Genomic DNA, 13,724 nt, shown 5'->3' with positions numbered 1-13,724 from the left:
TGAAGAATGCAAGTACGGGAGGGGGCGGTCAACGTGACGGTCACCCGGATCATCGAGGAGACCCCGCGGGTGACAGATCCGGCCACAAACGGCTCTGGTGCCGGAACGGTGACAATTCATCTCGACCGCAAGAAGGTCTCGGTGCCCAGGGTTCCGGGCGAGACGCTTTTGGAGACCGCGCGCCGCGCCGGGCTGGAGCCGCCGTTCAGTTGCGAGGCGGGCAACTGCGGGACATGCATGGCCATGCTGGAAGAGGGCCACGCCACCATGCGGGTCAACGACGCTCTCGAACCCGACGAGGTCGCCGAGGGCTACATTCTGACGTGCCAGGGCGTTCCGGATACGGAGTCGGTCACGGTGCGCTACGAGTAGCAGCCAGGAGATAGCGATGGCCAAGGGCATCATCCTCGTGGAAAGCCGGCCGAGCTCGCCGGAGCGGGAACAGGAATACAACACCTGGTACGACGAGGTGCACCTGGGTGAGCTGGTGGCGCTCGACGGATTCGTCTCGGCACGCCGGCTGCGACCCGTCGACGGCGACGGCCCCTATGTCGCCATCTACGAGATCGAAGGCGACGATCTGCAGGCGATTCTGGACGGCATGATCGCCAATGCCGGACAGCTGCACATGTCCGACGCCCTGCAGCTGGACCCGGCACCGATTCCACGACTGCTCGAAACCACCACCGAGTGCAGCGGCTGACCGAGCTCGCGTCGCGCACACAAGAGGAGCACATTGATGAAGGCCGATGACCTGATCCTGGTGAGCATTGACGACCATGTGGTCGAACCGCCGGACATGTTCCTGCGCCACGTGCCCGCCAAGTACAAGGACGAGGCCCCGATCGTCGTCACCGATGACAAGGGCGTCGACCAGTGGATGTATCAGGGGCGGCCGCAGGGCGTGAGCGGACTGAACGCCGTGGTGTCGTGGCCGGCCGAGGAGTGGGGCCGCGATCCCGCCGGCTTCGCCGAGATGCGCCCGGGCGTCTACGACGTCCACGAACGCGTCCGCGACATGAACCGCAACGGCATCCTGGCGTCGATGTGTTTCCCGACGTTCACCGGGTTCTCCGCCCGGCACCTCAACATGCACCGCGAAGAGGTGACGCTGGTGATGGTGTCGGCCTACAACGACTGGCACATCGACGAGTGGGCCGGCTCCTACCCGGATCGGTTCATCCCGATCGCCGTCCTGCCCACCTGGAACCCCGAGGCCATGTGCGCCGAGATCCGTAGGGTCGCCGCGAAGGGCTGCCGGGCGGTCACCATGCCGGAATTGCCTCATTTGGAAGGGCTTCCGAGCTATCACGACGAGGACTACTGGGGACCGGTGTTCCGCACGCTGTCCGAGGAGAACGTGGTGATGTGTCTGCACATCGGCACCGGGTTCGGGGCGATCAGCATGGCCCCCAATGCGCCGATCGACAACATGATCATCCTGGCCACCCAGGTCTCGGCGATGTGCGCCCAGGATCTGCTGTGGGGCCCGGGCATGCGTAACTACCCCGACCTGAAATTCGCCTTCTCCGAAGGCGGTATCGGCTGGATCCCCTTCTACCTGGACCGCAGCGACCGGCACTACACCAACCAGAAATGGCTGCGTCGTGACTTCGGCGACAAGCTGCCCAGCGACGTCTTCCGCGAACACTCGCTGGCCTGCTACGTCACCGACAAGACGTCGCTGAAGCTGCGCCACGAAATCGGCATCGACATCATCGCCTGGGAGTGCGACTACCCGCACTCGGACTGCTTCTGGCCCGACGCGCCCGAGCAGGTGCTGGCCGAACTGAACGCCGCCGGCGCCGACGACGCCGACATCAACAAGATCACCTGGGCCAACGCCTGCCGGTTCTTCGGCTGGGACCCGTTCGCCCGCACGCCCCGCGATCAGGCGACCGTTAAGGCCCTGCGCGCCAAGGCAACCGACGTGGATGTGTCGATTCGGTCGCGCGCCGAATGGGCGCGGCGCTATCAGGAGAAGCTCACCTCTTAACGCCGAGCGTCGACTTGTTGGGCAAGGGCGATTTTTGCGCCACAACTCGACGTTCGGGGATCACTCAGCCCGTCGGCGGGTTGACGAACCACACGTTCTCCTCGCGCAGGCTGCGGCTGCGCCAACCGTCGGCCGTGCGCGTCAGCTCGTGGTGGTAATAGCCGCCGCAGTAACTCAACTCCGCCATGCCCGGCAGCTGCATGGGGTTGTAGAACATGGCGCGCACCGTCGCGGAATCGCCGTCGAGCGCCAGGATTTCCGCGTTGGTGATGTAGTGCATCGACATCGGGATCGCGCCGAAGCCCTGTTCCAGCCACGCGGTCACCTCGTCGCGAGGACCCGCCGCCGCGCCCGCCGAGGAGTAGTCGATATGCGCGTCGTCGGTGAAGACCGAGCGGTACAGCTCCCAGTCCTTGGCGTCGACCGCGCGGGCGTATCTGTTGAGTAGAGCGCCGATTTCGAGTTCGTCGGCGACCCGCTGCAAATCCATCGTTGCACCCTATACTCTTTGCGCCGAGCATCGGCTTGTTGCGCGAAATCGGCGATTTTGGCGCCACTACTCGACGTTCGGCGGACGGACTAGCCTTGCGGCAGTTCCACTCCCTCAAAGCTTTTAAGCATCTCGACCGGTGGCGGCGTCATCTGAAGATAAACGTCGATGTGGCGGATCCGGTCATCATCGGTGAACTCATAGACGGTCAGCGAATTGACCACGCTACGGAATTCGCCTACCTCGCTCCGTTCCTCGAGTTCGAGGAACACGCGGCCACCGGACTCGGTGACGCGCTTGAAGGAACACTCCCACTCCGACGCTGTCGCCCAATTGGTGAGGAATTCGACATAATCCGGCCACTTCATCACCTCTTTGAACGCACCGATTCGCTCGAATTCGCCGACGGCGACCAGCTCGGCCAGCGGTCTCCAACTGTCCACCGAGAAGCCCGGCTTCTTCGCTTGGTCGACGAGCCGCTTCGTGGTGGCGCCGTACTGCAGCACCGCGCGCGATCGGCCGGTGTACGAGTCGATGACATCCTCGACCGTTGGCAACGCGTTCACGCCGGCACCCCTGCCTTCCGCAGGTAACGGCTCAGGACCCCGATGCGCCCCATGAGAATTCCCCTTTCACCAGCGAGATGTGGCCAGCGCCTTGGCGTCCAACGTCGACCTGTTGCGCGAAATCGGCGATTTCCGCGCAACTACTCGACCCTCGGCAGTTCCGGCGGTGGACGGTACTCGGGTTCGTAGCCGGAGACGTGAATCGGACTGCCCACCAGACGGAAATCACCCGCTGTCACAACCACTTCCGGGGTGGCCTCGAGGGCCTCGGGGAGGGTCCTGACGGCCGCGGCCGGAACCCCGAGCGGGCGCAGCCGGCGTTCCCACCCGGCCGCGCTGTCGGTGGCCAGCATCGCCGTGACGACGGCGAGCACTTCGTCGCGGCGGGCGACCCGCTCGGCCATCGTCTCGAATCCCCCGATGCCCGCCTCTGCGGCAAAAGACTTCCAAAACCCGTCGTGGGTGATGAACAGCGCCAGATATCCGTCGGCGGTCGGAAACAGCTGAGCCGGAACGTAATAGGAGTGGGCACCGTGCGGGCGACGCTGGGGCTCCACACCGCTGTTGAGATAGGCGGAGGCATGATAGTTCAGCTGCGACAGCATGACGTCGCGCAGCGACACATCCACTTGCCCGCCGGTGCCGGAGATGATCTTGGCCAACAGGCCCAGCGCCGCGGACATTCCGGTGGAGTTGTCGGCCGAGGAGTATCCGGGCAGCGTCGGCGGTCCGTCCGGGTCACCCGTCAGCGCGGCGGTGCCGACACCGGCCTGCACCACGTAGTCGAACGCGGGATCGTCGCCACCGTACAGGCCGAAGCCGGTGATGGCCACGCAAACGATCCGGTCGTTGTGCCGTCGCAGCTGCTCGTAGGTGAGCCCCAGCCGGCGGATGGCGGACGGTTTCAGGTTCACCAGCAGCGCGTGGGATTCGCCGACCAGTTCACCCAAGCGCTGTTGTCCCGCATCCGAATTCAGGTCCAGGCAGATGCTGGACTTGTTCCGATTGAGGCTGGCGAAGTACGTGGCGCCGACGCTGCGGGAAATCTCGCCGCCGGCGGGTTCGATCTTGGTGACCTCGGCCCCGAGGTCGGCGAGCAGCATGGTGGCGTACGGGCCGGCCAGCATGGTGCCGACCTCGAGGATGCGGATCCCCGCCAGCGGCCCGGTGTTACCGCCAGTCAACGCAATTCCGCCGCGAGCGAGGCGATCATTTCGCGGGTGCGACGTTTGGAGGCGACCAGCTCGTCGCGGTTGTCGCCGATGGGCAGCAGCCGCACCGACAGATCGGTCACACCGGCGTCGGCGAAACGACGCATCCGGGCCAAGATCTGTTCCGAGTCACCTGCCGCGCACAGGTCGCCAACATCGCGGGCGTCGCCGCGGTCGAGCAGGCGCTGGTAGTTGGGCGACACCTCGGCCTCCCCCAGGATCCGGTTGGCCCGCTGTCTGGCCTCCTCGACTTGCGAAGGCGCACACAGGCATACCGGAATGCCCGCGACGATCCGCGGCGCCGGGCGGCCGGCATCGGCGGCGGCCTTGGTGATCTTCGGCGCGATGTGATCACCGATCGCGCGCTCGTCGGCCATCCACAACACCGTGCCATCGGCGAGCTCACCGGCGAGTTGCAGCATCACCGGTCCCAGCGCGGCGACCAACACCGGCATCGGGGTGTCGGCCCCGATCGCCAGCGGATTGTGCACCGTGAACGAATCGTTCTCGACGTCAACCGGCCCCGGCCCGGCGATGGCGGCGTTGAGGACCTGCAGGTAGTCGCGGGTGTAGGCGGCGGGCTTCTCATACGGCAAGCCGAGCATGTCCCGGACGATCCAGTGATGCGACGGCCCAACACCCAGGGCCAACCGCCCGCTGGCCACCGCATGCGTCGAAAGCGCTTGGCGGGCAAGGGCGATCGGGTGCTGGGCCTGCAGCGGCACCACCGCGGTGCCCAGCTCGATGCGCGAGGTGTGCGCGGCCATCAGCGACACCATGGTCAAGCAGTCGAAGTCGTTGGGCACCTGGGGCATCCACGCGGTGTCCAGACCCGCGGATTCGGCCCATTCGATATCGGAGGCCAGCTTGTGCACCTTGCGGGCCATGTCGCCACGCTCGGCACCGATCATTACTCCGACGCGCACTGTTCCTCTTTTTCTTCCGAAGCGGGCTCGGGGGCCCCTGTCAGCGCGCGGATTTCGCGCACCAGGTTGTCCAGCGGTGTCCCGGTGGGGAAAACCGCCGCGGCCCCGGCGGAGAGCAGTTTGGGGACGTCTGCGTGCGGAATCGTTCCCCCGACGACGACGGAGATATCGGCGGCGTCGGCGGCGCGCAGCGCTTCGACCGTGCGCGCGGTGAGCGCGAGGTGCGCACCGGACAGGATGCTCAGGCCCACCACCGCGACGTCTTCCTGGACGGCGATCGAGGCGATGTCTTCGATGCGCTGACGGATGCCCGTGTAGATGACCTCGAATCCGGCGTCACGCAGGGTGCGGGCGACGATCTTGGCGCCGCGGTCGTGCCCGTCCAGGCCGGGTTTGGCAACCAGAACGCGAACGGCCATTTAGAACACCACCGGTTGCTGGAACTCGCCCCACACTGCTTTGAGCGCGGAGACCATCTCACCGATCGTGCAGTAGGCGTTGGCGCAGTCGATCAACTTGTGCATCAGGTTGTCGTCTCCTTCGGCGGAACGCGACAGGGCGGCGAGGCTGGATTTCACTGCGGCCGAATCCCTTTCGGACTTTACCTTGGAGAGCCGCTTGAGCTGAAGATCGCGCCCTTCGGCGTCGAGCTCGTAGGTGACGACGTCGTGTTCGGGTTCCTCGGTCACGAACCGGTTGACCCCGACGACCGGGCGTTCGCCGGATTCGATGTCCTGGTGGATCTTGAACGCCTCGTCGGCGATCAGGCCCTGCAGGTAACCGTCCTCGATGGCATGGACCATCCCCCCGTGGCGCTCGAGGTCGGACATGATCTCGATGATGCGCTCCTCGGTCGCGTCGGTCAGCGCCTCGACGAAGTACGAGCCACCCAGCGGGTCGGCGACGCTGGCCACGCCGGTTTCGTGCGCGAGGATCTGCTGGGTGCGCAGCGCCAGTGTCGTCGTCTCCTCGGTGGGCAACGCGAACGGCTCGTCCCAGGCCGCCGTGAACATCGACTGGACACCGCCCAAAACGGCGGCCATGGCCTCGTAGGCCACGCGGACGATGTTGTTGTGGGCCTGCGGGGCATACAGCGACGCCCCGCCACAGACGCAGCCGAAGCGGAACATCGCCGCCTTGTCCTTCGTCGCCCCGTAGCGCTCCCGCACGATCGTCGCCCAACGACGCCGTCCCGCCCGGTATTTGGCGATCTCTTCGAAGAAGTCCCCATGGGTATAGAAGAAGAACGAGATCTGCGGCGCGAACTGGTCGATCGTCATGCGGCCGCGCTCCACGACCGTGTCGCAGTAGGTGACGCCGTCGGCGAGGGTGAACGCCATCTCCTGCACCGCGTTGGCCCCCGCGTCGCGGAAATGCGCGCCGGCGACCGAAATCGCGTTGAACCTCGGCACCTCGGCCGCACAGAACTCGATGGTGTCCGCGATCAACCGCAACGACGGCTCCGGCGGCCAGATCCAGGTCCCGCGCGAGGCGTACTCCTTGAGGATGTCGTTCTGGATGGTCCCGGTGAGCTTCGAGCGCGGGATCCCTTTTTTCTCGGCGGCGGCGACGTAGAACGCCAGCAGGATCGCCGCCGTGCCGTTGATGGTCATGCTCGTGCTGAGTTTGTCCAGCGGGATGCCGTCGAACAGGATCTCGAAGTCGGCCAGGGTGTCCACCGCGACGCCGACCCGGCCGACTTCCTCGCCGAACTCGGGATCGTCGGAGTCGTATCCGCACTGCGTCGGCAGGTCGAGCGCCACCGACAACCCGGTCCCGCCCTGATCCAGCAAGTAGCGGTAACGGCGATTGGATTCCTCGGCGGTGCCGAACCCCGAATATTGGCGGAAGGTCCAGAGCTTGCCCCGGTAGCCCGAGGCGAAGTTGCCGCGAGTGAAGGGAAACTCCCCGGGCTGGGGAGGCTCCGCGCCCCTATCCGCCGGCCCATATACGGGCTGCAGCGGGATGCCGGAGGGAGTGTGGGCCGTATTATCCATCGGTGAATAACGTACTTGCAAAAAAAGAGAATGCCAATACCACATGCTTGACCAGGTCAAAGGAGACGAATGGCTAACAACGTGCTCGCCGATCGCACGGTAGTGATCTCCGGTGGGAGCCGCGGCATCGGGCTCGCCATCGGAATCGCCGCGGCCCGCCAGGGCGCCAACGTGGTGCTGCTGGCCAAGACCGACACACCGCATCCGCGCCTGCCCGGGACCGTGCACACCGCGGCGGCCGACGTCGAGGCCGCCGGCGGGAAGGCGCTGGCCGTCGTGGGCGATGTGCGCCGCGAAGACGACGTGCAGCGCGTGGTCGAGGCGGCGGTGCAGCGGTTCGGCGGCATCGACGTCTGCGTCAACAACGCCAGCGCCATCGCGGTGGAACCGACCGCCGCGCTGTCGGCCAAGAAATACGACCTGATGCAGGAGGTCAACCTGCGCGGCACGTTCCTCCTGACCAAGGCGTGCGTGCCCCATCTACAGAAATCGGCCAACCCGCACGTCCTGACCATCTCGCCACCGATCAACATGAACCCGCGCTGGTTGGGCGCCCACCCGGCCTACACGCTGTCCAAGTACGGGATGACGCTGCTGTCGCTGGGCTGGGCGGCCGAGTTCGCGGACGACGGTATCGGCGTGAACTGTCTTTGGCCGGAGACCTACATTGCCACCGCCGCCGTCACCAACATGGCCGATGGTGACCGGTTGGCCGCGTCCTCGCGCAGCCCCGAGATCATGGGCGACGCCGCCGTCGAGATCGTCTCTCGACCCGCGCGGGAAGCCACCGGCGAGTGCCACATCGACGCCGCGGTGCTGCGATCGGCCGGGGTGGCCGACCTGTCCCGGTACGGCGGCGGCGAGCAGCCGATTCCGGACCTATTTCTGGACTGAATTCCTACGCGCGGCAAAGGATTTCGCCGTGCGGGATGGCGATCCAGCCGTCTTCGGCGGCGGCCCATTCTCGCCAGGCGGCGGAGATCTCCTCGAGCTGCGCCGGGGTTGCCAACTCGAGGCTCACCAGGTCGCGGGCCACGGCCGAATGAAGGATTCGGTCGGCCCACATGCCGCCCCACCATGCGCGGGTCTCGGGTGTGGCATAACACCACAGGCTGCCGGTGGGCGTGATGTCGTCAAATCCCGCCTGCTGCGCCCAGGACAGCAGTCGTCGGCCCGCATCCGGTTCGCCGCGGTTGGCACGGGCGACCCGTTGATAGAGCTCTCGCCACAGGTCGAGGGCGGGCAGCTGCGGATACCAGATGAACCCGGCGTAGTCGGCGTCGCGGACCGCCACGACGCCGCCCGGCGCGCACACTCGCCGCATCTCGCGGAGGGCTCGTACCGGGTCGGCGACGTGCTGTAGCACCTGGTGGGCGTGGACGACATCGAAGGTGCCGTCGGGAAACTCGAGGTTGTGCACGTCGGCGGTGCCGAACCCGACGTTGGACAGGTTGCGTTGCTCGACTTCGGTGCGGGCCACGCCCAGGACGTCCGCGACCTGGTCGACGGCGGTGACGGATCCGGGCGCGACGCGTGCGGCGAGATCAGCGGTGATGGTGCCGGGTCCGCAGCCGACGTCCAGCACCGAGAGGCCCGGCTTCAGGTGTGGCAGCAGATACGCCGCCGAGTCCTCGGCGGTGCGGCGCCGGTGACTGCGCAGCACCGACTCGTGGTGTCCGTGCGTGTAACTGGGCCGGTCATTCATGGCGCCAGCCTACCGGCGAGCGGTCACATGATGAAATGTTTATCTCATATTATGAGACAGCTAGTCCACGGGGACGTTGAGAATCGGGAGGTCGACACCGGCTCCCGGACCGTCGAAATGCCACCATTCGCCCGAATACACTTTCAGACCGCCATAGTTCATGGCCTTGCGCAGCGCGGCTCGATTCGCGACGGCCTCGGCGCTGATGCCTTGGGTGTTGAAAGCCGTTGCCCGAGAGGTGAAATCGTCGAAGTCGGTGCCCATATCGGCCAGGCAAAGCCCGCCCGCGTGTTGTCCCGATGGGCACGGCTGTTGGGTCGTTGTGAAGGTCACATCGACCGAGCGTCCCGACTCGTGGCTGCGCGCGTACTGGCCCGGGCGTGCCACCCAGGCGGGGTTGGGCACCAGGGCGAACATCTTGACCTGAACGTCGTGCGGTCGATAGCAGTCCCAGAAGACCAGGAGGTGGCCCTGTGGGCGCAGCGCGGTGGCGGCGGCGGCCAGCCCGGGGGCCATCGATTGGTGCACAAGGCATCTGGCGTCGGAAGGATACAACTGCGTGTGGGTGAAGTTGTTCGTCGTCGCGTAGCGCAGATCGATGACCGCGTCGGGAACGACGGTGCGGATGTCGACGAATCCGGCCGCTCGCGCGGCGTCGCTCACCGGCGGCACGTCGGGGCCGGCCGGGGCGCGAGGGGTGCTCCAGGCCGCGCCGCATCCCGCGACCATTACAACGGCGGCGGCCAGCTTGGAAACCCACGCAAGACGCATCCGGCCATTGTCCCGGTTGATCCGGTGGCGGCGGGTTATCTGGGCCGTCAAGGCGTGGCCGGGTTGCGCCTCATCCGCGTTCTGCCGTCGCCACGGCGAGCCAGTCGTCGGCCGACAGCCGGCTCGCGCGTGACGGGTCATAGCGGCGCAGGAGCGCAGATACAGTCACGTGCTCGCGCAGGTCAAATCCGTGGTCTGCCAAGGTGGCGGCCAGGTCGGCCTCGCTGAAGTCGCTGCGATACGGTTCGCCGCGCCGGGCCACCATCCGGGTGATCCGGCCCGCGCTCGTCCACGGGGTGCTTGCGGTGACGACGCCCGCAGCGATGTGGTCGAGGACGAGGCGACTCCCCGGCGCGCAGAGTCCGGCGAGGTCGGCGAGTGTGGCGTCGATGGCACCGCGCGTCAGGTACGGAGTGACACCCAGCCACACCACGAGCGCCGCCGCGGTGGGGTCGAAGCCACCGGCGAGAAGTGCTTCGCGGAGCGCATTCCGCTCTAAATCGCAAGCGACCCAATGTATTCGGCATAGGCGCTGCGGCGGCAGCAGCCGTTCGACGACCGGGCGCTTCTCGGCTTGAGTCGCCGGCGCGTCGACCTCGAAGATTGTCACCGGGGTGCCCGCGCGCCGCAGGCTGGTGGTATCGAAGCCGGCGCCGAGCAGCACGAGTTGGCTGATTCCCGCGGCGATCGCGCTCTCACATGCGTCGTCGACGTAGCGCACCCGAAGCGCGATGTGGGCGTGCAGCCCTCCCCACCGACGGTCAAAAATCCGAAGAGCGGCGTCGGCCGCGCAGCGGTGAACCAGCATGGCGCGCAATGCGGGGTGTTTGACGAAGTGTCGGGAATACGTGTCTTCGACGAGGCGCCGCCGCGGTGGCCGCAGCGTTTCCGCCGCGCGTTGGAACGCATTGACTTCGGCGGTCCAACTCGCGGCGTGATCGAGGCGCCGAGTGCCCACATCAACCATTGACTCCCCTTTGCACGAACTACCCGGTCTTCGACGCTATCCAACAGACCGGACCATCGGTAAGGTCCAATTCAATGACGAATTCATGGACCAATCTTGGTAGCGGCGTCGACCTGCATCTTGACCTGCCATCAGGACGCGGACGGCGTGCTGCGCTCGAAGACGCTCTGCGACAAGCCATCCGGGGTGGGCGCCTCGCCGCGGGCGAGGTGTTGCCCTCCTCGCGTGCCCTCGCCACACAACTCGGGCTCGCGCGCGGAACGGTCGTCGAGGTCTATGCGCAACTGGCAGCCGAGGGCTACCTCCGCACCCGTCCAGGTGCGGCAACTCAGGTGGCGGGCGGGCCGCATCTTCAGACACCGGTCGATCCCGCGCGCGCCACTCGGCGCTATGCGGCCGATTTTCGCCTCGGCCGACCGGACCTCAGCATGTTCCCTCGCGCCGAATGGTTACGCGCGCTGCGCCGAGTCCTGCAGGTCACACCCCACGCCGAACTCGGGCCGGCGGATCCGCGCGGGTCGCCGCGCTTGCGCGCGGCGCTGGCCAACTACCTGGGTCGCGTGCGCGGGGTGCTCACCACCGGCGAGCACATCGTCGTCTGCAGCGGGTTCACGCAGGGGCTGCGGCTGGTGTGTGAGGCGCTGGCCGCCGGCGGAGCCCGGTCGATCGCGCTCGAGAATCCCTGTCTGCCGGACCATCGCGCGACGGCGGCGGCGAGCGGCCTCACCGTCGAGCCCCTCGGCGTCGACCACGGGGGTGCGCGGCCCGAGGGATTCAATACGGCCGTCGCCGCGGCGGTGCTCACCCCGGCACACCAGGCTCCGCTCGGGGCGACGCTCGACGCCGACCGGCGCACCGAGTTCGCGCACATCGCCGCGACCCGGGGCGCGTATCTGATCGAGGACGACTACGACGGGGAATTTCGCTACGACCGTCACCCCGTTGGCGCGCTGCAGGGCCTCGCGCCCGAGCACGTCGTCTACGCGGGCAGCGCCAGCAAGAGCCTGGCGCCCGGCCTCCGCCTTGGCTGGCTCGCGTTGCCGGCCGCGTTGGTCGACGGGGTGGTCGATGCCAAGCGACGCGCCGACCGCGGAACCGACGTGCTGGCGCAGCTGACGTTCGCGGAGTTGATCGAATCCGGGGCGCTCGACCGGCACATCCGGCGGATGCGTCGGCGCTACCGCAACCGCCGCGACGCCCTCGTCTCCACCCTCGACCGGTGCGCCCCCGGGATGCCGGCGTTGGGAATCTCGGCCGGCCTGCACGCCGTTGTGGCGCTCCCCGAGGGGATTTCGGAGGCCAACGTGCTGACCGCCGCGCACGAGCGCGACATCGCCCTCACCGGGCTGTCGCCCTTCTGGCACGGCGCAACCCGGCGCACAGACGGGATCATCATCGGTTACGGGACACCGCCGGAGCACGAATACGCCACCGCGCTCGGGCATCTCGGGAAGTTGATGTCGGCGGTCTCCGGCGTCACTCGGCCGGGGTGAACTCGATGTGCAACTCCGTCAGGCCGCGCAGCAGGAACGTCGGTTCGTAGCGGTACTGGCGGCCGGAAGCCACGCCGTGCTTGGCCTCGCTGATCCTGAATCCCCGCGTCCGGTCCAGGAGGCGGTTGACGGTGATCTGCCCTTCCACCCGCGCCAGGGGCGCGCCCGCGCACGTGTGGATGCCGCGACCGAATCCGATGTGCTCGCGGACGTTCTTCCGGTCGACCCGGAACTCGTTGGGATTGTCGAACTTTCGCGGATCGCGGTTAGCCGCTCCCAGGCACAGCATGAGGACGGTGCCGGCCGGGATGTGCACCCCGCCGAGGGTGGTGGTCTTGCGCGCCAGGCGGAAGTCGACCTTGGTCGGGCTCTGCATGCGCAGCGCCTCTTCGATGAACGTGCCGATCAGGCTTCGATCTGAGCGCAGCCGCTCTTGCAGCTCGGGGTCGTCGCCGAGGACCTGCACCGCCGAACTGAGCAGTTTGGTCACCGTCTCCTGCCCGGCCGCGAACAGGAAGGTTGCCGGCCGGACGACCTCCAGAAGCGGGGGGATGGAGCCATCGGGGTACGTGGCGGTCGCCAGGCCCGTCAACACGTCTTCGCGAGGTTGCTGCCGCCGGTCGGTGATGTAGGCGCTGAACAGATCGTCGAGGTACTGCAACGGATTGCTGCCCACCGGTTCATGATCCAGCGCGCCCACCCGGGCGCCCGGCGCATTCCCAGCCCCGAGATTGCGGCGGATCTCCGGGCGGTCCTCGTCGGGAACCCCGAGCAGATCGGCGATCGCCAGTGTCGCGAACGGCTTCGCGTACTCACTGAGGAACTCGCACTGCCCGTTGGCGATGAACTCGTCGAACTGCCGGTCGGCCAATTGCCAGATGTAGTCCTTGTTTTCCTGCAGCCGGCGCGGGGTGAGCAGCCGTCCGAGCAGGGAACGCGCCTTTTCGTGCTCGGGCGGGTCCATGACGACCATGTGCTCGAAGATCGGGAATTCGTGGCGATGCGCTTCGATCTGCTCGGTGATGTCATCACCCTCCGGGGTGAACGGCAGCGGCGGGAACGGACCGCCGATCGCATTGACCGCGGAGAACAAGTCGACATCTTTGAAGGCGGCGTGGACCTCCTGATAGCCGGTGACGGCCACGACGCCGTAGTGCGGTTCGCGAAACACCGGCCCCTGGCTGCGCAGGCAATCCCAGTAGTCATAGGGATCTTGCGCGACGTCGGCGTCGGTGAAGTAGTCGACGTTGGCGAGATCGGTCATGGGTTCAATTCCTTTTCCTGGCACCGAAAAGCGCGGTGGGTCACGCCGGTGCTTCGTCGGTGGACACGCTGATGGCTTGCCGTGGGCAGGCGGCCACGGCGGCTTCCACGTTGTGGCGCAACGCTTCACTCGGTGCCTCGTCACAGGTCGCAACGTCGTCACCCAGGCCGAAAACCTCGGGAGCGATCTCCACGCAGAGGGCGTGCGCCTCACACAGGCGCGGATCCACCCGGACCCGCATGCGCGCTGTCGTCATTCGACCCTCCGCCCGGCCCGTTTTCCTGTTTGCGACCCACAAACTGATCGATCGACCAAATTGTTAGGATGCGGTATGCCTA

General features: G+C 66.9%; 16 protein-coding genes. 5 read left to right on the top strand and 11 right to left on the bottom strand.

What is annotated here, in order from left to right; all coding sequences use genetic code 11:
• The first annotated feature begins 33 nt into the window (after window positions 1-33).
• Genes AC0KTM_RS01830 through AC0KTM_RS01820 form a run of 3 tightly spaced genes read left to right on the top strand, consistent with a single transcriptional unit; the run spans window position 34 to window position 1,996 of the window.
• Complete coding sequence (locus tag AC0KTM_RS01830; RefSeq protein ID WP_225329085.1) at window positions 34-372, top strand: 2Fe-2S iron-sulfur cluster-binding protein; 339 nt, start codon at window positions 34-36, stop codon at window positions 370-372.
• A 16-nt stretch (window positions 373-388) separates the two neighbouring features.
• The gene (locus AC0KTM_RS01825; protein ID WP_225329051.1) at window positions 389-703 is read left to right on the top strand and encodes a DUF4286 family protein; all 315 of its coding nucleotides are present in this window, start codon (window positions 389-391) and stop codon (window positions 701-703) included.
• A gap of 36 nt (window positions 704-739) precedes the next feature.
• Complete coding sequence (locus tag AC0KTM_RS01820; protein ID WP_238958362.1) at window positions 740-1,996, top strand: amidohydrolase family protein; 1,257 nt, start codon at window positions 740-742, stop codon at window positions 1,994-1,996.
• A gap of 64 nt (window positions 1,997-2,060) precedes the next feature.
• On the opposite strand, the gene AC0KTM_RS01815 is transcribed toward AC0KTM_RS01820, so the two are convergent.
• From AC0KTM_RS01815 to AC0KTM_RS01790, 6 genes are all read right to left on the bottom strand, one after another.
• Complete coding sequence (locus AC0KTM_RS01815) at window positions 2,061-2,486, bottom strand: nuclear transport factor 2 family protein (RefSeq protein ID WP_472414821.1); 426 nt, start codon at window positions 2,484-2,486, stop codon at window positions 2,061-2,063.
• A gap of 89 nt (window positions 2,487-2,575) precedes the next feature.
• Window positions 2,576-3,052 carry a hypothetical protein gene (locus AC0KTM_RS01810; protein WP_472414819.1) on the bottom strand — a complete coding sequence of 159 codons (477 nt, stop codon included), beginning with the start codon at window positions 3,050-3,052 and terminating at the stop codon, window positions 2,576-2,578.
• Between the two features lie 140 nt (window positions 3,053-3,192).
• A complete protein-coding gene (locus tag AC0KTM_RS01805; RefSeq protein ID WP_472414818.1) occupies window positions 3,193-4,236 on the bottom strand; it encodes a CaiB/BaiF CoA transferase family protein in 1,044 nt (347 codons plus the stop codon).
• Window positions 4,233-5,189, bottom strand: a complete 957-nt coding sequence (locus tag AC0KTM_RS01800; protein WP_472414816.1) for an LLM class F420-dependent oxidoreductase — start codon at window positions 5,187-5,189, stop codon at window positions 4,233-4,235. Before AC0KTM_RS01800 ends, AC0KTM_RS01805 begins: the two co-directional genes overlap by 4 nt.
• Complete coding sequence (locus AC0KTM_RS01795; RefSeq protein WP_225329046.1) at window positions 5,174-5,608, bottom strand: cobalamin B12-binding domain-containing protein; 435 nt, start codon at window positions 5,606-5,608, stop codon at window positions 5,174-5,176. Before AC0KTM_RS01795 ends, AC0KTM_RS01800 begins: the two co-directional genes overlap by 16 nt.
• A complete protein-coding gene (locus tag AC0KTM_RS01790; RefSeq protein ID WP_238958367.1) occupies window positions 5,609-7,186 on the bottom strand; it encodes a methylmalonyl-CoA mutase family protein in 1,578 nt (525 codons plus the stop codon).
• A gap of 69 nt (window positions 7,187-7,255) precedes the next feature.
• Between AC0KTM_RS01790 and AC0KTM_RS01785 the strand changes: the two genes are divergently transcribed.
• Window positions 7,256-8,080 carry an SDR family oxidoreductase gene (locus tag AC0KTM_RS01785; protein WP_238958368.1) on the top strand — a complete coding sequence of 275 codons (825 nt, stop codon included), beginning with the start codon at window positions 7,256-7,258 and terminating at the stop codon, window positions 8,078-8,080.
• Between the two features lie 4 nt (window positions 8,081-8,084).
• On the opposite strand, the gene AC0KTM_RS01780 is transcribed toward AC0KTM_RS01785, so the two are convergent.
• The 3 genes from AC0KTM_RS01780 to AC0KTM_RS01770 form a co-directional block, all read right to left on the bottom strand.
• Entirely contained in the window at window positions 8,085-8,891 is an 807-nt protein-coding gene (locus AC0KTM_RS01780; RefSeq protein WP_238958369.1) for a methyltransferase domain-containing protein, read from the bottom strand.
• Between the two features lie 60 nt (window positions 8,892-8,951).
• Window positions 8,952-9,620, bottom strand: coding sequence for a M15 family metallopeptidase (locus AC0KTM_RS01775; protein ID WP_238958406.1), 669 nt, complete (start codon window positions 9,618-9,620; stop codon window positions 8,952-8,954).
• A gap of 112 nt (window positions 9,621-9,732) precedes the next feature.
• Window positions 9,733-10,620: a class I SAM-dependent methyltransferase gene (locus AC0KTM_RS01770; RefSeq protein ID WP_308011574.1), complete on the bottom strand. Its 888-nt coding sequence runs from the start codon at window positions 10,618-10,620 to the stop codon at window positions 9,733-9,735.
• A gap of 83 nt (window positions 10,621-10,703) precedes the next feature.
• Between AC0KTM_RS01770 and pdxR the strand changes: the two genes are divergently transcribed.
• Window positions 10,704-12,122 (top strand): MocR-like pyridoxine biosynthesis transcription factor PdxR, encoded by a 1,419-nt coding sequence (gene pdxR / locus AC0KTM_RS01765; RefSeq protein ID WP_472414815.1) that lies wholly within the window; start codon window positions 10,704-10,706, stop codon window positions 12,120-12,122.
• On the opposite strand, the gene AC0KTM_RS01760 is transcribed toward pdxR, so the two are convergent.
• Together AC0KTM_RS01760 and AC0KTM_RS01755 are read right to left on the bottom strand one after the other, a co-directional pair.
• Window positions 12,106-13,386, bottom strand: coding sequence for a cytochrome P450 (locus AC0KTM_RS01760; RefSeq protein WP_472414813.1), 1,281 nt, complete (start codon window positions 13,384-13,386; stop codon window positions 12,106-12,108). The two genes, pdxR and AC0KTM_RS01760, sit on opposite strands and share 17 nt — an antisense overlap.
• A 40-nt stretch (window positions 13,387-13,426) precedes the next feature.
• The gene (locus tag AC0KTM_RS01755) at window positions 13,427-13,627 is read right to left on the bottom strand and encodes a ferredoxin (protein WP_472417338.1); all 201 of its coding nucleotides are present in this window, start codon (window positions 13,625-13,627) and stop codon (window positions 13,427-13,429) included.
• Window positions 13,628-13,724: the final 97 nt, after the last annotated feature.

The sequence above is a fragment of the Mycobacterium sp. NTMscope_Eco_3 genome, assembly GCF_976985685.1.
This window is presented reverse-complemented; position numbering and strand designations above follow the sequence as displayed.

Bases quoted from the DNA above. Each gene is read 5' to 3' on its own strand.
- AC0KTM_RS01795 (WP_225329046.1), bottom strand. From the start codon at position 5,608: ATGGCCGTTCGCGTTCTGGTTGCCAAACCCGGCCTGGACGGGCACGAC.
- AC0KTM_RS01820 (WP_238958362.1), top strand. From the start codon at position 740: ATGAAGGCCGATGACCTGATCCTGGTGAGCATTGACGACCATGTGGTC.
- AC0KTM_RS01780 (WP_238958369.1), bottom strand. From the start codon at position 8,891: ATGAATGACCGGCCCAGTTACACGCACGGACACCACGAGTCGGTGCTG.
- pdxR (WP_472414815.1), top strand. From the start codon at position 10,704: ATGACGAATTCATGGACCAATCTTGGTAGCGGCGTCGACCTGCATCTT.
- AC0KTM_RS01825 (WP_225329051.1), top strand. From the start codon at position 389: ATGGCCAAGGGCATCATCCTCGTGGAAAGCCGGCCGAGCTCGCCGGAG.
- AC0KTM_RS01755 (WP_472417338.1), bottom strand. From the start codon at position 13,627: ATGCGGGTCCGGGTGGATCCGCGCCTGTGTGAGGCGCACGCCCTCTGC.
- AC0KTM_RS01815 (WP_472414821.1), bottom strand. From the start codon at position 2,486: ATGGATTTGCAGCGGGTCGCCGACGAACTCGAAATCGGCGCTCTACTC.
- AC0KTM_RS01790 (WP_238958367.1), bottom strand. From the start codon at position 7,186: ATGGATAATACGGCCCACACTCCCTCCGGCATCCCGCTGCAGCCCGTA.
- AC0KTM_RS01785 (WP_238958368.1), top strand. From the start codon at position 7,256: ATGGCTAACAACGTGCTCGCCGATCGCACGGTAGTGATCTCCGGTGGG.
- AC0KTM_RS01760 (WP_472414813.1), bottom strand. From the start codon at position 13,386: ATGACCGATCTCGCCAACGTCGACTACTTCACCGACGCCGACGTCGCG.
- AC0KTM_RS01775 (WP_238958406.1), bottom strand. From the start codon at position 9,620: ATGGTCGCGGGATGCGGCGCGGCCTGGAGCACCCCTCGCGCCCCGGCC.